The following is a 20169-nucleotide window of genomic DNA, read 5'->3' as shown; positions in this document are numbered from 1 at the left end:
GTCGCTTCAGGGCGCAAACGCCCGGGCCAGGCTGCTGGCCTGGGCCACCAGCTCGGCGCTGTCTTCGTCCATGGGAGCCACACGGTTGTCGCTAAGGCTCAGCACCACCCCGTCAGGTGACGTCAGGATGCCGTCCTTGCGCATGGCCTGGGCATCAAACACCAGACGCCAGTCCTCGCCCTCGGCCTGGCGAAAGAAGGCCGCCACGGCGACATAGCGAGTCCGCGGATCCATGGGGGCGGTCTCCACCAGGGTATGGCTGGGCAGCAGCACGACCTCGCGCTCGCTGATCAGGCTGTCGCCCAGAAGGTCCTTGGCCCCAGCCTCCAGGCCTTCGCTATTGGTGGCATTGAAGGCATTGAGTGAATCCAGCTGATACAGATGCACCACCACGGATAGCGGGTTGCCTTCGGTGTCCGGGTTGAGTGAGTCGTCGGCGTGAAGCGCCACCACCATCTGCTCCTGCTGGTCGAACAGGATGTCCCCCATGGTGCCGTCCATACGCTTGCCCAGCCGGTCGGTGACCCCGCAACCGGACAGCAGCAGTGCCGCCAGACAGCACATCGCTGCCTGCCTCCCTAGGTACCGGGCCGTCCTACCCTGCCTTGCATCTGTCATGAAGCACTCCTTGCCTCGCTGCAGGCCCTGTGCGTTGCGCTCACTTGATTTACCCGACGGACTCAACGTCGACCTCCTCTTGGCAGGCCGCCGATGACGATGCCTTGCGGTAGGTAAAGCGCTGCTGGTCGTCGACACCCACCACCAGGTCATCGATGGGCTGATCGTCGACCATGGCGCCAAGCACTTCCTCGGCCAGTGCCGGCATCAGGCTGCTGGTCAACAGGTGATCGATGCTGCGGGCACCGCTGTCGGTCTGGGTACAGCGCTCGGCAATCTTGAGCGCCAGGTCATCATCGAAGGCCAGGCGGGCGTCGTGGTGTTGCTGGAAACGCTGGGCCAGGCGTGACAGCTTGAGGTCGACGATGCGGGTGAGAATGTCGCCCTGCACCGGGTAGTACGGCACGATCTTGAGGCGCCCGAGGAAGGCTGGCTTGAACACCTGGTTGAGGGAGTCGGTCATCTCCGACACCAACTGGTCGGGTTCGGGACGCTCTGCCACATCGAGGCAGCGTTGCATGATCCACTCGGTCCCCACATTGGAGGTCAGCAGGATCACGCTGTGACGAAAGTCGATCTCACGCCCCTCACCGTCTTCCATGACCCCCTTGTCGAACACCTGGAAGAACAGCTCGAGCACATCGGGATGGGCCTTTTCGACCTCATCGAGCAGTACCACGCTGTAGGGCTTGCGACGCACCGCTTCGGTCAGCACGCCGCCTTCGCCATAGCCGACATACCCAGGGGGCGAGCCCTTGAGCGATGACACGGTATGCGCTTCCTGGTACTCCGACATGTTGATGGTGATGAGATTGCGCTCACCGCCGTAGAGGGTGTCCGCCAGCGCCAGCGCGGTCTCTGTCTTGCCGACACCGCTGGGGCCGAGCAACAGAAAGACGCCGACAGGCTTGCTCGGGTCTTCGAGCTTGGCCCGCGACAAACTGATGCGCTTGCCGATTTCTTCCAGGGCATGGTCCTGGCCGATCACCCGCTCGGCCAGCAGCTGCGGCAGCATGCGCACCGTATCGATCTCGTCGCGCTGCATCTTGGTCAGCGGAATCCCCGTCCAGGCGGCAACCACCGCGCCGATGGCGTTGCCATCGACACAGGGGTGCACCAGCACCTCGCCATCGACGGTCTGCTCGAACTCACGACGGCGTGCCCTGATGCTCTCTAGAGCGGAATCTCTGGCCTCATCGGTTGGCGCATCGGCGAGCTCCCGCTCGGCCGCCTGCAGCGCCTCCAACGCCGACCGCTGCGTCTGCCAGGAACGCTCGAGCGCCTCGATCTGGGCCTTGAGCGCGTCACGCTGATCGTCAATCTCGGCCAGCCGAGCCGCATGATCACTGCCCTTGTCCTGCTCCTGGGTCAGCACCCGATACTCGCCGTCCAGGTCCGCCACCTGCTGACGGGCGTCCTCCAGTGCGGGTGGGGCAACCGCCTGACCCAGGGCCACCCTGGCACAAGCGGTATCGAGCACGCTGACCGCCTTGTCGGGCAGCTGGCGGCCGCTGATGTAGCGGTGAGACAGGCGCACCGCCTGCACCACCGCATCGTCGAGCACCTCGACCTTGTGATGCTCGCGCATGCGTTCGGCCAGGCCGCGCAGCATATCGATGGCCACGTCTTCAGTGGGCTCATCGACCTTGATCACCTGGAACCGGCGCGCCAGGGCAGCGTCTTTCTCGAAGTACTTCTTGTACTCTGCCCAGGTTGTTGCGGCGATAGTGCGCAACTCCCCGCGCGCCAGCGCGGGCTTCAGCAGGTTGGCAGCATCCCCCTGCCCGGCCTGACCGCCACTGCCGATCAGCGTATGCGCTTCATCGATAAACAGGATGATCGGGTGCAGGCTACGCTTGACCTCTTCGATGACATCTTTCAGCCGTTGCTCGAATTCCCCCTTGACCCCGGCCCCCGCCTGCAGCAGGCCCAGATCCAGGGTGCGTAGCTCGACGTTGACCAGCGCCTGGGGGACCCGGCCTTCCACAATCTTCAGCGCCAACCCCTCGACCACCGCAGTCTTGCCAACGCCCGCCTCCCCGGTAAGGATCGGGTTGTTCTGTCGCCTGCGCGTGAGGATGTCGATCATCTGTCGTATCTCGCCATCCCGTCCCAGCACCGGGTCGATACGCTTGGCGCGCGCATTGGCGGTGAGATCGATGGTGTAGCGATCCAGCGCAGGAGTCTTGCCGTCACGCATGCCCTGGGCGGGCACGCCCGGACTGTCGCCTTCTGCTGCGCCACGCTGCGCCTCGGGGCTCGCGGACAGCAGGTCATCGAAATGCAGTTTCAGCTCATCGATATCGATTCGCTCGAGCTCCGGCGCGCTGTCGGTCACCACCCGGCGAAGCCCCTGGTCGTCCAGTAGGGCCTGCAGCAAATGACCGCTGCGTATCCTGGCGCCACCGTGCTCGATGGAGGCCACCATCCAGGCACGCTCGATCAGACGAGAGATGTGCGGTGACAGTGCCGGTGTTCGCGTACAGCCGGTCTTGAATCGCTCGGTAGCACGGTCCAACTGATCGGCCAGCCGGTCCAGGGCAACGTCGCCATGGCGACACACCCGCACAACATCGTTGTCGTCGATTTCCAGCAGTTTCAGCAGCAGGTGCTCGATCTCCACTTCGTACTGCCGCTTGCCCAGACAGAGCCCTGCGGCCTCTTCCATGGCCTGGCGACTTGGGTCATTCAACTTGGCGAATAGCGTCCTCAGACTCATGGTCTGGCCCCCTCATAAGGAATGCGAAAAATGACCTGGCCGTCCTGGTATCGACGTTGCTGGCCCACCCAGCCCAGGCGTCCGAGAGCCACCCCGTTGTCGGCTCCCAGCCTGCCGGGCGGAACATCCTCGGCCCTGAGGCCGAGCTCTATTTCGAAGTCGAGCTCGGCGCCCAGGTAGAAACGAATGACGGAGATCAGCCGCTGGTAATCGGCCTTGCCCGGTAAAAAACGCAGAAAGTCGTCGAGGCCAAGCGGCGCCAGCACCACCCGGACACAGGACTGGTAGTCCCAGACGCGAGCCCCGGTCACGGCCGAACGGCCAAGGGCGGCGTTACGGCGACCAAGACGTGTTTGTTCGGCTACCGGGAGGTGCAGCCAACGGCCCGAGAAAGGCTTGACGGCGCATGGCACACCGAAAGAAAAGCCAAGCAGTGCCTCAAGGTTCAGGCGATTACGCGGCTTCTGGGTCAACAGCCCAGCGAAGTAGCTGAACATGTGGCCAGGCAGGCGCTCACCGTCGCTCTCCGGCGCGTCGACATCGTCCACGTATCGACGTGTGTGCTCGGTCAGCCCGACCAGAGCCAGCAACTGACGTTGAAAATCGGCCTGGCCCTTGCGCTCATGCTCGATATGAAAACGATACTTCTGCCACGCCTCATAGAAGAGCCCGGTAATCCGATGAGAAAACAGATCGAGGAAGGCATGAGCCGCGTCATCGCGCAGCGCGATATGACGGTCGATCAGGGTTTCGGTGTAGGGCCTGGGCAACACTCCAGACGGCCCTACCAGGCCAAGAAAGGTGACCTGAATGTCGGTCAGCGGCTGCCCATGAGGAGACAACCGCTTGGGGCTCTCGAACCACAGGTCACTCACCTCACTGGCGGGAAAGTCCAGTGACAGCTTGGTCCTGAAGCGCAACGGGTCCTCGTGGGGACGAGACTCCGGGTCAAGGCGCCCTTGGTGGCTGTAGTGAAGCCTGAGCAGCCTCACCAGCTGAAAGAAGCTGAACCGGTACGGCTCAGCCCGTGCCCGGTCGATCAGACCAGAGACTGAGTGCCGGTTCTGGGCGGCCATGTGACCACCTCCCTTTCGCGTTGCTGACTGATGAGGGTGAGCTGGGTAAAGCTGTTGATGGAGCAGTACTGGCCAAAGAAATGGTCCAGCACCATGCCGAACAGAAAGATGCCACTGCCGATGAACTGACTTTCATCAAGCTGCAGCCGGACGCCAAGCCCGCGCACGAAGGCCGGACGCGGGTGGCCAATGCGGGTCATTGCCACCTCGGTCTCGATAGCACTGATACCGTTGATCTGACGCCGTGCCGCATCCCGATCTCGGTAGTTGTAGAGCGACAGTATTTCCAACAGCGCTTCCCTTCCCTGGGAAGCCAACGACAAGTGATTGAGCGACAGATGCGACACCAGCCGCCAGATGGCGCCCTTGCCAAGCGGCGGGCGCACCGCAGCGGTGGGTTTACGCAGGCAGCGAATGCTCTTGACCACCTGTTCCTTGGGCAGAAAGAAGTCGCCCTGTGGGTTACCGATGGTCAGCTGCTGGGGCAGGTCGCGGTTGCTGCAGGTAATGTTCAAACTGAGCGCATCGCTTGCGCTGTCCACCTGTGTCAGTTCCCGGTCCACCAGGCGCAGCATCAGGTTGGTGCCCTGGTCACGCTCCCTGGCAGAGGGAATGCGTTTGGCAAGCCAGTAGCTGTCACCCTTCTTCAGCCGATGGCCTCTCGGCTCGAAGAACGGATGACAGGGCCGTACCTGGTCCTTCTCGGCGGTCTTGCGCACCCGCTTCACCTGGGTGATGGACAGGATTTCCACCGCGGCGGGATAGCGTACATCCGCCGTCACGGGATACTCGTGGCGGGTATGCGTGAGCTGGATGGGCTCCGCCATTCTCTCGAACAGGTTGATGATCGGCGTGCAGCCGAGCCGGAACTGATTGCGCCCGACCGTCTGCGCCAGCCGCGCCAACCGCTCGGGCTGGTCGTAGTCACTGAAGAGGAAGTGCAGACGAACACGAGAGCCTTGATACGTCGCCAGCGCCCGGTCCAGGCCCATCAGGTCGACGAACATGAACTTCTCGGGAAAGATGAAGTACTCGTGCAACAGGCGATAGCCCAGGAAGGACCGTTCGGAGTAGTCGAGCAGCCCCTCCTGAGCGTCGAAACCCACCGGTTGTACGGTCTCCAGGGGCAGGCTGATCTCGCGCCAGCGTCCACCTTCCTCCACGCTGATGCTCAAGCGACACAGGTTGTTGAACAACAGCTCGTACAACGGATGCATCAGCGGGCCTTCCCCGTCGAGGAAGAAGCGCAGCCGATCAATACCCAGCTTGCCCAGTGGCTGCTGCCCGGTGCCCGTCATCTCGATGTCCAGGCGCGCCACCGCATCCCCGTCACGCCCATTGAAGGCAGAGCGTTCCAGCAGCGCAAAACGGGCCTCGTCGACTCGAACAGGCCAGACCGTCACGTCATAGCAGGTGCGGAAATGCAGCGCTCCCTCAGCCAAGGGGGCCGACATCAGCTCGGTATGTCTGGCGATGGGATAGGCGCTGTCCAGTGCCGACTGCTGGCCAAGATCGAACTGCACCACGGACAGCGACGGCGTCGGTGTCAGATAGTGGGGATACAGCACGTTGAGAAATGACTCGACGATTTCCGGCAGGTCATCATCCAGCTTCTTGTGCACCCTGGCCGCGAGGAAGGCGAAGGCCTCTATCAGGCGCTCGGTATGCGGGTCAGAGCAGTCGTCTTCCTCGAGCTGAAGTCTCGACGCCACCTTGGGATACTCGCGAGCGAACTCCCGCCCCAGAAAACGCAGGTGGGACAGTTCTCTCTCGTAGTAAGGCAAGAGTTCGTCGAGCATCAGTTCAGGTTCCGCACTTTGTAGCGTTGAGTTTCTGCCTGCAGCACTGCCTCGCAGGACACTTGGTGGTGGCTGTCGACCAGCACCAGCAACGCGTCCACCCGAAAGCACAACAAGCGCTCGCGAGAGTCTTGCTCGCGCAGCTGTACCTCCACATTGCGAAAGCGGCAGTCATTGCTTTCTATGGCAAAGGCCAGCTGCCGCTGGATGTACTGACGATCGTCACTGCTGTTGAGCCCCCGCCCGAGAAAATCCGGCAGTCCGTACTCGAGCACCGACCCCTGGACGTTGGGAAAGCCATCAAGATGCTCGGCCAGCAACTCACGGCGGGTGTTGACCAGACGCTCCAGGTCAGCCACGACGCTGGCCTTGTACTCTTCCAGAGAACACCAGCACCCTCCGGGAGCTTCCTCAGCGCGATGAGGCTCGTCATCGAGCAGCCGACTCCACAGTGTCGGCACCACCAGCCGTGTGCTTCGTGGCTGCATATCGGGCCTCCTCCACGCTCAGGCGAATGGCGCAGCGTCCATCAGTTACGAGAGGACTGGGGCAGCTCCGCCACCAGGCGCAGTGACGCGGTCAGCTCATCGAGCTGATAGTGCGGACGCAGGAAGGTCACGGCCTTGTAGACTCCCGGCTTGCCCGGCACCTCGGCGACTTCGACGTGGGCCTCACGCAGCGGATACTGGGCCTTGGCCTCCTGACTGGCGTTGTCATCCAGCAACACGTACTGGGACAGCCACTCGTTGAGGTAGCGCTCGACGCTGGTGCGTGAAGCGAAGCTGCCGACCTTGTCGCGCATGATCGCCTTCATGTAGTGAGCGATCCGGGAGGTGGCGAAGATGTACTGGAGCTGGGCCGACAGACGCGCGTTGGCATTCGCGATATCGGTGTTGTAATGCTTCTGCTTCTGCGCCGACTGCACGCCGAAAAACGCGGCGTAGTCAGTCCCCTTGCAGTGCACGAGGGGAATGAATCCGAGATCCGCCAATTCCTTTTCACGACGGTCGGTGATGGCGATCTCCGTCGGACACTTGAGCGCGACTTCACCATCATCTGTCTGGAAGGTGTGGGTAGGCAGATCCTCCACCAGACCACCGCCTTCGACACCGCGAATGGCCACACACCAACCGTACTTCGAGAAGGCATCGGTCACCCTGGCAGCCATGGCGTAGGCGGCGTTCATCCACAGGTACTGGTTATGCTCCCGACCGTCGACACTCTCGACAAAATTGAACTCTTCCACCGGCGCCGTCTCTGGCCCATAGGGCAGCCTGCCCAGGACGTGCGGCAGCGTCAGGCCGACGTAGCGAGCGTCTTCCGAGTTTCTGAACGACTTCCATTTGGCATACTCGACAGTGTCGAACACCTTGGACAGGTCCCGTGGCCCCGTCATCTCGGTGAAGGAGTCCCAGCCGAAGAGCTCGGGCGATGCCGCGGAAATGAAGGGCGCATGGGCCGCTGCGGCCACGTGGGATACCTGCTCCAGCAGGTAGATGTCTTCGGGACTGCGTGAAAACTCGTAGTCACCGATCAGCATGCCGAAAGGCGCGCCACCAAAGGTGCCGTACTCGTCTTCGTAGACCTTCTTGAACAGCGCACTCTGATCAAATTCAGGCGATGACTTCATGTCACGCACCAGGTCCTTCTTGGTGGCGTTGAGCACCTGAATCTTCATGTTGCTACCGGTCTCGCTCTGATCAACCAGGTACTTCAAGCCCCGCCACGAGGACTCGAGCTGCTGGAACTCACCGGCATGCATGATTTCGTTCATCTGCTCGGAGAGCATGGCGTCGATTTCTGCAATACGAGCATCGAGAACCGCGATCAGGTCCTTGCTGGGCAGCACCTCGCCCTCAAGTACCTGAGCTACCAGCTCTTCGATCAGGTCTCGCGCACGGGAACGCTCGTTCTCGGAACGCGCCACGCGACTCTCGGAAATAATGCTTTCAAGAAGGGAGGATTCCGGTGCAAATACGGTGCCCTGATCGGTCTGCGCCTGCATTTCCTTGTCTGACATGTGCTGACTCCGGCTCTACTGTTTGCTGTCGTCGCTGACAGACTGTTCACGACCAAACTCATCACCCAACGCCTTGAGCTTTTCGCTGTTCTGAAGGACATCCATCAACAGCTCCTCGAGCTTGTCGTTGCCCCCCATCTTGTTGCGAAGATCCGCCAGCTTGTTGCGCACTTCGAGCAACTTGCGAAGTGGCTCAACCTGCTTGACCACATTCTGCGGCTCAAAGTCCTCGAGGGCGTTGAAGTTGAGCTCTACCGGTAGCTGGGAGCCATCCTTAGACAGGGTGTTATCCACGCGATAGGCCAATCGCGGCTTGAAGCCTTTCAACACGCTGTCAAAGTTATCTCTATCGATCGCGACAAACTTCCGGTCCTTCAGCTTCGGCGGAGGACTCAGTGGGTTACCGCTGTAGTCACCCACCACACCGGCAACAAAAGGCAGCTCCTTCTGCTCTTGGCTATCCCCAATTTCCACGTCGTAGGTAATGTGGACACGCGGGGCGCGAATACGACCTAATTTGTGCTGTGTGCTGTCTTTTTCCGCCATCTGTCGATTTCCTCAATGGGCTGGGAGGTACAAGAAACAGGATCAGATATTCGATACCGCCCTCATCAATCGATCCTTGATGCCATCTTCAATGACTTCGATATCCGCCAACTCGACCAATTCTTCAAAACTATTGTTGCCCGCAACCTCAGTACTTCTCAGAATCAGGCTTTGATCGGGAAGATGTGAGGCCACCGGAGCACCGATCACGCAAAATGGCATATCGCCGAAGTCCGCCAGACGTTCAAAGCTGACGGGATAACGAAGTCCCAGGAGAAGCCGTCCCAGACCTGGCTCACGGTTGATGCAGAAGAACAACATCAGATAGTGGGCGACAAAGCGAAAAAGCTCTGCGGTACTACGATTTGGGTCCTTGATAATCTGCCGAAAACGCTGGAGCTCGAAGCCCTTGTACCCCACCACCCAGCGCACAGGGCTCGTCACCCGCACAGGACGCGAGCGACCATCAAGTACCATGTCGTATTCGTAGGGGTAGAGCTGGGGAGTGGAACTCAGGATATCCAGCGGGACTTCAAGCTCCTGCATAAGACGAAAAGGCTGCGCCCCCGCCGTCGCTTCAAACAGTCCCTTGAAGTCCTTGAAGGCATGCTGGGCGTCCCGCCCATTGCCTCTTGGAGCGCCTTGCAGGTACTCCCCAAAGATGCGTTGAGGGCGAATCAGCAGAGCCAGCGTGGCCAGATAGTCCGTCGCCTGCTCTTGCAGCAGGTCACCGACCACTCGGGTCTGTTTTCTCAGCCTGATAAAGGCCTCAAGATCAAAAGATGCATCCGACACCAGACTTCCCCTGCGTAAAAGACTCACCTGACTGGCGCGTCTTGACAGACTGTGCTCTACGGCACTTACTTCCCCGGAGCTTGCCCTGACCGCAAGAGCATGCCTCTCAGGAACATCAGCCTCTTCCTTAACTGAAGCCTCAGCCACTCATCTGAAGCCCGATCCACTCACCTGATCCCCCACCCCATTCGCCACGTCATCTCAACTGCCGCCCTACCCGACCAGCACGGTGATAATCGCTAACGTATGGGATCAGCCGGACGAAGAATAAAGCTCACGTTCTGATGACCCAGCGGTCTCTTCCCGGCCCATAGCAGGCGGGTCCCATCACCACTCAAGCGCAGGACTATATCCTGTGGCTGGTGATCCATGACGTAGTAGATATCTTTATCTTTCTGCTCAATCCGCCACTGGCCCCAGGACGTCGATGAGACGTTTCCTGCTACCGCATCCACTTCGGTTTGATGCAGCACAAAACCATCTGGCGTACCGTCATTAACATCTCGCTTAAGCGTCAAATCGGTTCTTAACATGCTGCATTCATCGCATGGCAAGACGCCCACAAACCTCTCCACATCGGCAAAACCAGAGACATTACTGTCCGACGTCTTTGATGTTGAACAACCCGACATGCATGTCACCAACATGCATGCGACAAGTAGCTCCCGCGCTCCCATCAAGCCACGTACCATTCGCAAGAACGTCAGATGCTTATGAAATATTAAATAGGCCAACGAATGAGCTACCGACGTTCCACTTAACACCGATGAAGCATTAGAAGTTTTGTTCGGCATAATCTGACCATTGTCGCGACATGAGTTCTGCAGAAGCGGAAGCTTTGTAGAGAACGTTGCAATACCTAAGATTGTGTTAATACAAGCCAGGCAGAGCAATATTGACGCCTGATCGGACAAAACAAGATGCACGAACAATGAAACATGTTGACGGACGTCATTCGCTAAACCCGACATCGGCAAAAGCTAAGTATCGGCGTCAAAATTCGTTTGATACACTTTGTTACGTTTGGATAAATGCTATCACCGATTCGCTCAAGATACTCGGTCAATTCGATATTCACGTCGTAGGAAATTGTCATTTTATTGATAAGAAATATCTTACAAACAGGACTTTATTATGCCGATTAACAACAGCATAGATTGACAAAATGACTATCGCTTTCCAGGCACATGTTTAGAAATAGCATTTACATACAATGACTTACATGGATTAAAAAACATCCGACGAAGATCACCAGCGTGATGAGTCGGCATTTTCGTGCTGTAGCAATCACCCAGCGAGGAAGATCTCTTACAACTCATCTTCCTTCGAGGACTATGCCCAAGCGGCTAGTGGCAATGACTGTCCCCTGACGTAGCAGGTATCGGATTAGTCCCTATCGATCTTCCACGCAGGTTGATGTACGAACACTGATCTCACGCTAGAGAAATCCTGACCCCAGCATCACCACGTCGCCGTCTGTTGCGGCCACCGAGCGACATAGATCAGTGAACAAAGTGCTATTTCGATGAGGGATGTGGGATATGGGGTCTGAGACGTGGGACGTGGGACGTGGGATGTGGGATATGGGGTCTGAGACGTAGGATGTGGGGTCTGAGATGCGGGAAAAGGCGTAAAGCGACGACGTGAGGATAGACAGCAGCACGAGCGTGTAGGCCAAGGAAACACTGCATAAATGCCTGCGCGAACGGTTCGCTGCGTTACGCGCTGCTCGAACTCCTCGCCGATACCGCATCAGGCTAGGATGCTGCGCTGCGGGCGCATGGCGCCGTTCGGCTGATGAACTCAGCGCTTGCCTGAGGGCATGACGTTTCCCCCTGTACCCGGTGGTTTCCACTGTCGGACAGTCTGCCCCCCGTCATGACACGCTCCTTCGACAGACGCGTGACATGAGGGGGGGGCAACGTGGTCTTGAATGGACGGGGTGCGGAATGGACCGCTTATCGCTGGGCCCTTGGCGTTGGATGGACTACTTGAAGTTCTTGCGCACCATACGCTGAATCTCACCTACGATCCCGCTTCTAAAACTCAGCACGCACAGTACAAAGATGGCGCCCAGGATGACGCTGACCCAATTCCCCAGCGGTGACTGCGCCAGCTGAGTCTGTAGGCTGACCACCAGGCCAGCGCCCACCAGCGGGCCAAACAGCGTCCCGACACCGCCGACCAGGGTCATCAGAATCACCTCCCCCGACATGTGCCAATGGGCGTCGGTCAGCGATGCCAGCTGAAACACCACTGTCTTGGTCGCGCCAGCAAGCCCGGCAAGTCCTGCCGACAGCACGAAGGCCACCAGCTTGTAGGCGTCCACGTTGTAGCCCAGGGACACCGCCCGCGGTTCGTTCTCGCGAATGGCCTTGAGCACCTGCCCGAAGGGTGAATGCACCGTTCGCTGAATGATGGCGAAGCCGATCACGAAAATCGCCAGCACCACGTAGTACATCGCCAGGTTGTTCGACAGGTCGATCAGTCCGAACAGCTTACCCCGGGGCACACCGTGAAGGCCGTCCTCGCCGCCGGTAAATGGCGCCTGAATGTAGAAAAAGAACATCATCTGCGCCAGCGCCAGCGTCACCATGGCGAAATAGATCCCCTGGCGGCGAATCGCCAAGGCACCAAACAGGGTGCCGAGAATCACCGCAGCGACAGTGCCAACAATGATGCCGAGCTCCGGCGTCAGGCCCGGATAGCTCGACAGCAGGAAGCCCGTCACGTAGCCCCCTGTAGCGAGAAAGGCGGCATGACCGAAGGACAGCAGCCCCGCGAAGCCAAGCAGCAGATTGAAGGCACAGGCGAACAGTGCGAAGCACAGGACCTTCATCAGGAACACCGGATAGGCGAACAGGGGAGCCACCAGCGCCAGTGTCAGCAGCGCCACCAGCAGCATGCCCCTGCGGCGGCGGGCGGCGCGCGCCCTGGCCTTCCCCGCCACCGGGGAAGCCGTTGTCGTCGTTGTGGTCATGTCACGCCTCCTTACCAAACAGGCCAGCAGGCCTGAGCATCAACACCATGATCATCACCAGGAAGATCACGGTATTGGCCGCTTCCGGGTAATACACCTTGGTCAGTCCCTCGATCAGCCCCATGGCGAGACCGGTGAGGATAGCCCCGAGGATGGAGCCCATGCCGCCGATCACCACCACCGCAAAGACCACGATCAGAAGACTCGACCCCATGGTTGGCGACACCGGGTACAGCGGCGCCGCGAGCACGCCGGCAAAGGCCGCCAGCGCAACGCCAAACCCGTAGGTCAGGGTGACCAGCAGCGGCACATTGACGCCGAACGCCTGCATCAGCGCCGGGTTTTCCGTGCCCGCACGCAGGTACGCCCCCAGCCGAGTGCGTTCGATGATGAACCAGGTTCCCAGGCATACCACCAGTGCCGCCACCAGCACCCAGCCACGATAGGTGGGCAGGAACATGAATGGCAGCTTGATGCCACCCGCAAGGGCCTCGGGAACCGGATAGCTGGCCCCAGAAACGCCGAACAGGTTGATCAGGCTACCCTCGAAGATCAGCGCCAGACCGAAGGTCAGCAACAGCCCGTACAGATGATCGAGGTGAGCGATGCGCCGCAGCACGAGTCGTTCCAGCAGAGCGCCGAAGGCACCGACGACCAGTGGTACCAGCAGCAGCGCCAGCCAGTAATTGATGCCCAGATACTGGGCTCCCAGTAGAGCGGCGAAGGCCCCCAGCATGTACTGGGCCCCGTGAGCAAAGTTGACGATTTTCAGAAGGCCGAAGATCACCGCCAAACCAAGGCTCAAAAGTGCGTAGAAGGCGCCGTTGATCAGCCCCAGCATCAGCTGGCCCATGAATACCGCCAACGGTACGCCAAAGATCATGGTCATGAGGACATCCCTCGAGAAGGGGCGATAGCGAGACCGCCCCGGAATGATTCAGCGCTTCCTGGAAACACCGTGGCATCGTGCCAACTGACACGGTTTAGTTGCTGACCAGCTTGCAGGAGCTTTCCGACAAGGGGCGATAGGCGTCTTCGGCAGGGATGGTTGCCTTGATCTCGTAGAGATCCCACTCACTCTCGGAATCGGCAGGCGCCTTGACCTCAGCCAGATACATGTCATGGACCATGCGTCCGTCTTCGCGAATGCGTCCATTGCGGGCAAAGAAGTCATTGATGGGTGTCTCACCCAGCTTGGCGCGCACCGTGGCAGGGTCATCGGTACCCGCCGCCTCGACCGCCTCGAGATACTGTGTGGTGCTGGAATAGATGCCCGCCTGAACCATGGTTGGCATCTTGCCGACCCGCTCGAAGTAACGCTCAGCCCATTCGCGGGAGGCGTCGTCCATATCCCAGTACCAGCCGGTCGTCAGCAGCAGTCCCTGGGTGGTTTCCAGACCCATGGCATGTACGTCATTGAGGAAGATCAACAGGCCCGCCAGCTGTTGCCCGGTCTGCGTCAGGCCAAACTGGCTGGCCGTCTTGATCGCGTTGACGGTATCGGAACCGGCATTGGCCAGGCCGACAATCTTGGCCCCAGAGCCCTGGGCCTGAAGGATGTAGGAGGAGAAGTCGCTGGTCGGGAAGGGGTGACGGACGCGATCAACGATGGTGCCACCATTGTCCGTGACGACCTTCTCGACATCGCTTTCCAGCGCATGACCGAAGGCATAGTCCGCCGTCAGCATGAACCAGCTGTCACCGCCCTGCTCTACCACCGCCTTGGCCGTTCCGTTGGCCAGGGGATAGGTATCGTACACATAGTGAATATGGTTGGGAGTGCAGTGCTCGTTGGTGATGCTGGAAGCCGCAGAGCCTGAAATGATCGCCAGTCCGCCGGCTTCTTCCAGTACCTTGGTCACGGCGATGGAAACCGATGAGGCCACCATGCCGGCGACCAGGTCCACGTTTTCCTGATCGACCCAGCCACGCACGGTGTTGGCGCCCACATCGGCGCTGTTGCGGTCATCGGCATTGAAGATCTCGATAGGTGCATCACCGACGCTTCCACCGAAATCTTCCACCGCCATCTTCATGGCTTCAAGACCACCCGGGCCAGCCAGGTCGCGATAGGTGCCTGACATGTCCGCGAGATAGCCGATACGGATCTCGCCATCGCTGATTCCGTCCTGGGCCAGCGAGGGTGCGGCCATTCCCAGCATACCGGCGACCAGCAAGGTGTTGGCGGCAACGGCGCGAGCCAGCGGCAAACGGCGGAAAGAACGGGTCTGTGACATCATGGAAGGCTCCTGGGCCCATGGCCCTTGTTGTTGTTGAATATGTCGTTGTTGGATATGTTGCTGAACGTGTTGTAGAGCAGGTGCTGAGGCGTCGGTACTGGCCGTCCACACAGCGCCGTCCGCGCTGGCGGCAACGGCCAGTGGGAACGGCTTCGCGAAGGGATGGGTGCCGCGCCTGGCGAATAGCACGCTAGACCCCCAGCAGTGCATTGAGGTCGTCGCGCCGGGCGTCGAGATCGGCGGCTTCGATGGTATCGATGATGCGGCCGTGCTCCATGACGAAGTGGCGATCGGCTAGGGGGGCCGCGAAGCGGAAGTTCTGCTCCACCAGCACGATGGTCATCCCGCGGGATTTCAACGTCACCAGCACCTCGGCAAGCGCCTGATTGATGACAGGAGCCAGCCCCTCGGTAATTTCATCGAGCAACAGAATGTCGGCACCGGTGCGCAGGATGCGCGCCATGGCCAGCATCTGCTGCTCGCCACCGGACAGGCGGGTCCCCTGACTGCGCCGGCGCTCGTAGAGATTCGGAAACATCCCGTAGATGTCGTCAAGGCTCATGCCACCGGAGCGTACCGTCGGCGGAAGCAGCAGGTTCTCCTCGACGTCCAGGCTGGCAAAGATACCCCGCTCTTCGGGGCAGTACCCCACGCCAAGGCGCGGTATGTGGTGGGGCTTCATGCCCAGCGTTTCCTGACCATTGATGACAATGGAACCGCTGCGCGAGCCGACCATGTTCATGATCGTCTTCAGCGTGGTACTGCGGCCTGCGCCATTGCGTCCCAGCAGCGTCACCAGTTCACCCCGCTTCACCCGCAGGTCCACGCCGTGCAGGATATGTGATTCACCGTAGAAGGCGTTGACGCCCGCCAGGCAGATCGCTTCATCGCTGCTGGTGCTGATCCCATGGGGGGAGCGGGTAGCGTTCATCACAGAGGTCATGTGGTGGCCTCCTCGGCAACGCTGGCTTCGCTGCCCATGTAGGCCTCGCGCACTGCTGGGTCCGCCGAGACGCTGGCATAGTCACCCTCGGCCAGCACAGCGCCCCTGGCCAATACCGTGATGCGATCGCATAACCGGCTGACAACGCTCAGGTTATGCTCCACCATCAGCACCGTTCTGCCCGCCGAGACCCGGCGAATCAGCGCAACGATGCGATCCACATCCTCCGCTCCCATGCCTTGGGTGGGCTCATCCAGCAGCATGACAGTGGGCTCAAGGGCCAGGGTGGTGGCGACCTCCAGCGCTCGCTTGCGGCCGTAGGGCAGTTCCACCGTCAACACATCTGCGACGTCCGCCAGACCGACCTCCTCCAGCAGCTCCATGGCGCGCTGATTCAGCGGCTCCAGCGAACGCTCCGACTTCCAGAAATGAAAAGAGGTACCGAGCTTACGCTGCAAGGCGACTCGCACGTTCTCCAGCGCCGTCATATGACCAAACACGGCAGAAATCTGAAAGGAACGCACCAGCCCCAGGCGTGCGATTTCATTGGCACGCATGCGGGTGATGGGCTTGCCGCGGTAGAGGATATCGCCCCTGGTAGGCGGCAGAAATTTCGTCAACAGGTTAAAGACCGTGGTCTTGCCCGCTCCATTGGGGCCGATCAGAGCATGAATATGCCCCTCCGTGATCTTCAGATCCACGCCGTCCACGGCGGTAAAGCCTCGAAACGACTTGGTCAGGCCACGGGTCTCTAGCACGTACTGCTGGCTCATGTGGCGTCCTCGCCGGGACCGTAGCCCCTGTCTTGAGGTTGTTGTGGTTGTTCGACTCAGTACTGGAGACGCTTAACTTTACGTTTACGTAAGCTAGAAGAGACGTGCGTCCGACGCAATTCACCATGCGTTGAACTCGACCAAAGATGTATCCCACCGAATTTCAATAGGTTGCTTACTTAAAGCCCACAAGGTTTCCGCCCTGGCCCTCTGCGGCAGGACACAAAGCTTCGGTACGTCGCTGACACTAGGGCAAAAAAGCGCGGCCCGGGGAGCCGATCCCCGGGCCGCTGCTGGCATACGAATGGTCAGGTGGACGTCAGCACTCGATGACGTTGACGGCCAATCCTCCCTTGGAGGTTTCCTTGTACTTCTCCTGCATGTCGGCACCGGTATCACGCATCGTGCGAATCGCCTTATCCAGAGACACGAAATGTTCGCCATCCCCACGGCATGCCATCAAGGCGGCATTGATGGCCTTCACCGCCGCAATCGCATTGCGTTCGATACACGGCACCTGAACCAGCCCGCCTACGGGGTCACAGGTCAGCCCCAGGTTATGCTCAAGGCCAATTTCAGCGGCGTTCTCGACCTGGGGAACGTTGGCCCCCATCACCTCAGCCAGACCGGCGGCCGCCATCGCGCAGGCAGACCCCACCTCCCCCTGGCAGCCCACTTCGGCCCCGGAAATGGAGGCATTCTTCTTGCACAGGATGCCAACGGCACCCGCCGTCAGCAGAAAATTGACGACGTCCTTCTCCGATGCGCCAGGCTGAAACTTCATGTAGTAGTGCAACACGGCAGGGATGATGCCAGCAGCGCCATTGGTAGGCGCGGTCACCATGCGCCCGCCGGCGGCATTTTCCTCGTTGACGGCCAACGCATACACATTGACCCAGTCCATCGCGGAAAAGGTCGAGGCGATCAGACCCACATCGTCAGACATGGCTTCCAGGCGACGATACAGCGAGGCGGCGCGGCGCTTGACGTTCAGCCCGCCAGGCAGCACGCCCTCTGCCTGGATGCCCTGATTCACGCAGGCCTGCATCGCCTGCCAGATGTCCCACAGGCCCGCGCGCACCTCGGCCTCGCTGCGCCAGGCCTTTTCGTTCTCCAGCATCAGCTCACTGATGCTCAGACCATGCAGACGGCACAACGCCATCAACTCAGCGCCGCTGTTGAAGTCATAGGGCAGCGCCGTGTTATCGGCGTCCAGCGCGCCATCTTGTGCCTGGGCCTCGTCCACCACAAACCCCCCGCCGACCGAATAGTAGGTCTCGCGCCGGATGTCACCTGCATGCCCCTTGGCGACCAGGGTCATGGCGTTGGGGTGATAGGGAAGACTCTCCTCATGCCAGACAAGATCACGAGCCCACAAGAAGGGCACGGCGACCTGCCCTCCCAGCATCAGGGTCTGGCTCTCCAGTAGCTCCTCGATGCATGGCCCGATCACCGCGGGATCAATGCGGTCAGGGCGCTCCCCCATCAGCCCCATGACACAGGCACGATCCGTGGCGTGCCCCTTGCCCGTGGCAGAAAGTGACCCATAAAGGTGAATCTCGACCGCTGCGACCCGCTCCAGAGCGTCATCGCGTCGTAGCGCCTCGACGAAATCATGGGCTGCCTTCATCGGGCCAACGGTATGCGAGCTCGATGGGCCGATGCCAATCTTGAAAAGGTCGAAAACGCTGATGGCCATGAGGTGCCTCTTGAAAGTAGATTCGCGTCTTGAAGGGATGCTGGTAGCCGACGATAGAACACTGCGCTGTCAGACGCTCCAATCAGTCTCGCTAAAGCGACAGGATGTCGTCGCATGCCATTATGGGTATGCTGGCTGCCAAAAAGCCCTGGGACAAGGCAGAATATCTTGTCTTCAATATAGCTCAGCTAAATCATAAGCCCACAAGAGCGCATCCATGAGCCGACTTCTCAATGCCCAGACCCATGCCTGGCTCAAGGGCTTTGCGGTCAGTGCAAGACACCTCTCGTTTACCCGCGCAGCAGAAGAGCTGCACGTCACCACTGGGGCTGTCAGCCAGCAGATCAAGCAACTGGAGGACAGGCTGGGATTCAAGCTGTTCCGGAGGTTGCCACGCCGGCTGGAGCTGACCGAGGAAGGCAAACGCCTGGCTGCCGTGGTCGATGACGCCTATCAGGCGGTCGGGCTCGAAGTCAGCCGGCTGCGCAGCGGTGTCATGAGCGGCGTGATCCGGCTACGCTCGATCCCCTCGTTCCTGAACAAGTGGCTGATGCCGAGACTGCCGCGGCTGCAGGCACGTTTTCCGGATATCGAGCTGCACATCAGCTCGGAAGACAGCAACATTTCCCTGCGCGACGGGGATTTCGACCTGGCCCTGGACCTCAACGACGGCCACTATCCGGGGCTATCGATCACCCCCTTGATGGAGGAGCGCATCTTTCCGGTATGCTCGCCCAGCCTGCTCAAGGGACGTCCTGCCCTGCGTCGTCCAGAGGATCTGTCCTGGTATCCGTTGCTGCACGACATCACCGCCTGGCGCGGCAGCCAGGAGTACGGTGAATGGCGCCACTACCTGTCTGCCATCGGTGCGCCCTCGATCAATCTTGAAAGAGGCTATACCTTCAACCGAAATCACCTCACCATGGAGGCGGCTATCGCCGGCATGGGCGTCGCCATTGCCAGGGAAACCCTGATGACCAGCGAGCTCAAGAGTGGTGCCTTGATCGCGCCTTTCAAGTCACGGGTCGATACCGGCAAGCACTACGGCATTGTCCACGCACCGGGGGCGACCGATGATCGCCGGATCAAGGCCGTGCACGACTGGCTGGTGGAGGAAGCGCGGCGATAACGTGCAACGAGCGACAGCGCAAACGAGTCAAGAATACCTCGGGGAATTTCACACACACATGCAAAGCTGTAGGTATAATCCCCGCCTGATACACGCCTTACCTGGAGATTGAGAGGGATGCTAGATACCCCCCCATCCGCCGCGCCCACGATCAGTTTCCGCGCGACCTGCGCCAGAGCCCTGCTCTACCTCCTGGTCATCGGCGCCATGATGCAGGGCGTGCTGTGGGAAACCGGCCTGCCGGAACAGATTCGTTTCAGCGAGACGGGCTTTACGGAAAGCATGCAGACGCTTTGGCTGACGATCAGCTGTCTACTGCTGGTGTATGCCCGGCAAGTGCTGGGCGGGCTACCGCGGGTGACGCTACTGATGTTTGGCCTGCTGGCCGCCGCCCTGATTCGTGAGCAGGATGCCTTTCTCGACGCCTATGTGTTCGACGGCGCCTGGCAGACCTTGGTCACGCTGCTGCTACTGCCGATCCTGTATATCGTCCTGCGCGAGCGCCACGCGTTTGTGCGCGAGTTCGAGGGCTACGTCGAGAGTTTTTCCTTTGGCCTGTTCGCCGCAGGCTTTCTCGGCACCTTTGCCTTCTCGCGGCTCTACGGTCGCAGCGAGATGTGGGAGTCGCTGCTGGCGGAGCGCTATATCCGGGTGTTCAAGGACGCCGCGGAGGAAGTGACCGAACTCTTCGGCTATACCCTGCTGCTGTTCGCCATGATCGAACTGGTGCTGTGGATTCGGCGTCGCCAGGCCAAGCAGGCCTGAGCCGCCGCAAGTTCCTACCCTGCACTACAGCCGCTACAGCCCCAGACGTCATGACAACGCCCGCTCA

Annotated in this window: 17 protein-coding genes; 2 read left to right on the top strand and 15 right to left on the bottom strand. The window is 60.1% G+C overall.

From position 1 onward, the window contains the following. Positions 1–6: 6 nt before the first annotated feature. The 15 genes from tssJ to KUV86_RS11285 all read right to left on the bottom strand — a co-directional run bounded on the left by tssJ (position 7) and on the right by KUV86_RS11285 (position 18208). Positions 7–618, bottom strand: a complete 612-nt coding sequence (gene tssJ / locus KUV86_RS11355) for a type VI secretion system lipoprotein TssJ (RefSeq protein WP_222484814.1) — start codon at positions 616–618, stop codon at positions 7–9. Positions 619–667: 49 nt separating this feature from the next. Then, on the bottom strand, positions 668–3337 hold the full coding sequence (gene tssH, locus KUV86_RS11350) for a type VI secretion system ATPase TssH (protein ID WP_222484813.1): 2670 nt from the start codon (positions 3335–3337) through the stop codon (positions 668–670). Then, positions 3334–4413 (bottom strand): type VI secretion system baseplate subunit TssG, encoded by a 1080-nt coding sequence (gene tssG / locus KUV86_RS11345; RefSeq protein WP_222484812.1) that lies wholly within the window; start codon positions 4411–4413, stop codon positions 3334–3336. Before tssG ends, tssH begins: the two co-directional genes overlap by 4 nt. Then, entirely contained in the window at positions 4377–6212 is a 1836-nt protein-coding gene (gene tssF, locus KUV86_RS11340) for a type VI secretion system baseplate subunit TssF (protein WP_222484811.1), read from the bottom strand. Before tssF ends, tssG begins: the two co-directional genes overlap by 37 nt. Beyond that, entirely contained in the window at positions 6212–6700 is a 489-nt protein-coding gene (gene tssE / locus KUV86_RS11335) for a type VI secretion system baseplate subunit TssE (RefSeq protein WP_222484810.1), read from the bottom strand. Before tssE ends, tssF begins: the two co-directional genes overlap by 1 nt. Before the next feature lie 41 nt (positions 6701–6741). Continuing rightward, a complete protein-coding gene (gene tssC, locus KUV86_RS11330; protein ID WP_222484809.1) occupies positions 6742–8232 on the bottom strand; it encodes a type VI secretion system contractile sheath large subunit in 1491 nt (496 codons plus the stop codon). Positions 8233–8247: 15 nt separating this feature from the next. Continuing rightward, complete coding sequence (gene tssB / locus KUV86_RS11325; protein WP_222484808.1) at positions 8248–8778, bottom strand: type VI secretion system contractile sheath small subunit; 531 nt, start codon at positions 8776–8778, stop codon at positions 8248–8250. Between the two features lie 42 nt (positions 8779–8820). Then, complete coding sequence (locus KUV86_RS11320) at positions 8821–9573, bottom strand: hypothetical protein (RefSeq protein WP_222484806.1); 753 nt, start codon at positions 9571–9573, stop codon at positions 8821–8823. A gap of 239 nt (positions 9574–9812) precedes the next feature. Beyond that, positions 9813–10205, bottom strand: coding sequence for a copper resistance protein NlpE (locus KUV86_RS11315; protein ID WP_261397617.1), 393 nt, complete (start codon positions 10203–10205; stop codon positions 9813–9815). 1355 nt (positions 10206–11560) lie between these two features. Beyond that, on the bottom strand, positions 11561–12553 hold the full coding sequence (locus tag KUV86_RS11310) for a branched-chain amino acid ABC transporter permease (RefSeq protein ID WP_206941313.1): 993 nt from the start codon (positions 12551–12553) through the stop codon (positions 11561–11563). 1 nt (position 12554) lies between these two features. Beyond that, positions 12555–13442 (bottom strand): branched-chain amino acid ABC transporter permease, encoded by an 888-nt coding sequence (locus KUV86_RS11305; protein ID WP_206941315.1) that lies wholly within the window; start codon positions 13440–13442, stop codon positions 12555–12557. A 94-nt stretch (positions 13443–13536) separates the two neighbouring features. Further along, a complete protein-coding gene (locus KUV86_RS11300; RefSeq protein WP_206941793.1) occupies positions 13537–14715 on the bottom strand; it encodes an ABC transporter substrate-binding protein in 1179 nt (392 codons plus the stop codon). A gap of 268 nt (positions 14716–14983) precedes the next feature. Next, entirely contained in the window at positions 14984–15736 is a 753-nt protein-coding gene (locus tag KUV86_RS11295; RefSeq protein WP_374107025.1) for an ABC transporter ATP-binding protein, read from the bottom strand. Beyond that, on the bottom strand, positions 15733–16509 hold the full coding sequence (locus KUV86_RS11290) for an ABC transporter ATP-binding protein (protein ID WP_206941317.1): 777 nt from the start codon (positions 16507–16509) through the stop codon (positions 15733–15735). The genes KUV86_RS11295 and KUV86_RS11290 overlap by 4 nt, the downstream gene beginning before the upstream one ends. A 319-nt stretch (positions 16510–16828) precedes the next feature. Continuing rightward, complete coding sequence (locus tag KUV86_RS11285; RefSeq protein ID WP_222162730.1) at positions 16829–18208, bottom strand: L-serine ammonia-lyase; 1380 nt, start codon at positions 18206–18208, stop codon at positions 16829–16831. 217 nt (positions 18209–18425) lie between these two features. Between KUV86_RS11285 and KUV86_RS11280 the strand changes: the two genes are divergently transcribed. Both KUV86_RS11280 and KUV86_RS11275 read left to right on the top strand, forming a co-directional pair. After that, entirely contained in the window at positions 18426–19337 is a 912-nt protein-coding gene (locus KUV86_RS11280; RefSeq protein ID WP_206941321.1) for a LysR substrate-binding domain-containing protein, read from the top strand. Between the two features lie 117 nt (positions 19338–19454). After that, positions 19455–20102 carry a hypothetical protein gene (locus KUV86_RS11275; RefSeq protein ID WP_222484170.1) on the top strand — a complete coding sequence of 216 codons (648 nt, stop codon included), beginning with the start codon at positions 19455–19457 and terminating at the stop codon, positions 20100–20102. The last annotated feature ends 67 nt before the right edge of the window (positions 20103–20169 follow it).

It is taken from the genome of Halomonas sp. DP8Y7-3, assembly GCF_019801675.1.
Taxonomy (GTDB): Bacteria; Pseudomonadota; Gammaproteobacteria; order Pseudomonadales; family Halomonadaceae; genus Halomonas; species Halomonas litopenaei_A.
Note: the sequence above shows the minus strand (reverse complement) of the source record. Positions and strands in the feature narration are given on the sequence as shown.

Bases quoted from the DNA above. Each gene is read 5' to 3' on its own strand.
- tssJ (WP_222484814.1), bottom strand. From the start codon at position 618: ATGACAGATGCAAGGCAGGGTAGGACGGCCCGGTACCTAGGGAGGCAG.
- tssH (WP_222484813.1), bottom strand. From the start codon at position 3,337: ATGAGTCTGAGGACGCTATTCGCCAAGTTGAATGACCCAAGTCGCCAG.
- tssG (WP_222484812.1), bottom strand. From the start codon at position 4,413: ATGGCCGCCCAGAACCGGCACTCAGTCTCTGGTCTGATCGACCGGGCA.
- tssF (WP_222484811.1), bottom strand. From the start codon at position 6,212: ATGCTCGACGAACTCTTGCCTTACTACGAGAGAGAACTGTCCCACCTG.
- tssE (WP_222484810.1), bottom strand. From the start codon at position 6,700: ATGCAGCCACGAAGCACACGGCTGGTGGTGCCGACACTGTGGAGTCGG.
- tssC (WP_222484809.1), bottom strand. From the start codon at position 8,232: ATGTCAGACAAGGAAATGCAGGCGCAGACCGATCAGGGCACCGTATTT.
- tssB (WP_222484808.1), bottom strand. From the start codon at position 8,778: ATGGCGGAAAAAGACAGCACACAGCACAAATTAGGTCGTATTCGCGCC.
- KUV86_RS11315 (WP_261397617.1), bottom strand. From the start codon at position 10,205: ATGTCGGGTTGTTCAACATCAAAGACGTCGGACAGTAATGTCTCTGGT.
- KUV86_RS11310 (WP_206941313.1), bottom strand. From the start codon at position 12,553: ATGACCACAACGACGACAACGGCTTCCCCGGTGGCGGGGAAGGCCAGG.
- KUV86_RS11305 (WP_206941315.1), bottom strand. From the start codon at position 13,442: ATGACCATGATCTTTGGCGTACCGTTGGCGGTATTCATGGGCCAGCTG.
- KUV86_RS11300 (WP_206941793.1), bottom strand. From the start codon at position 14,715: ATGCTGGGAATGGCCGCACCCTCGCTGGCCCAGGACGGAATCAGCGAT.
- KUV86_RS11295 (WP_374107025.1), bottom strand. From the start codon at position 15,736: ATGACCTCTGTGATGAACGCTACCCGCTCCCCCCATGGGATCAGCACC.
- KUV86_RS11290 (WP_206941317.1), bottom strand. From the start codon at position 16,509: ATGAGCCAGCAGTACGTGCTAGAGACCCGTGGCCTGACCAAGTCGTTT.
- KUV86_RS11285 (WP_222162730.1), bottom strand. From the start codon at position 18,208: ATGGCCATCAGCGTTTTCGACCTTTTCAAGATTGGCATCGGCCCATCG.
- KUV86_RS11280 (WP_206941321.1), top strand. From the start codon at position 18,426: ATGAGCCGACTTCTCAATGCCCAGACCCATGCCTGGCTCAAGGGCTTT.
- KUV86_RS11275 (WP_222484170.1), top strand. From the start codon at position 19,455: ATGCTAGATACCCCCCCATCCGCCGCGCCCACGATCAGTTTCCGCGCG.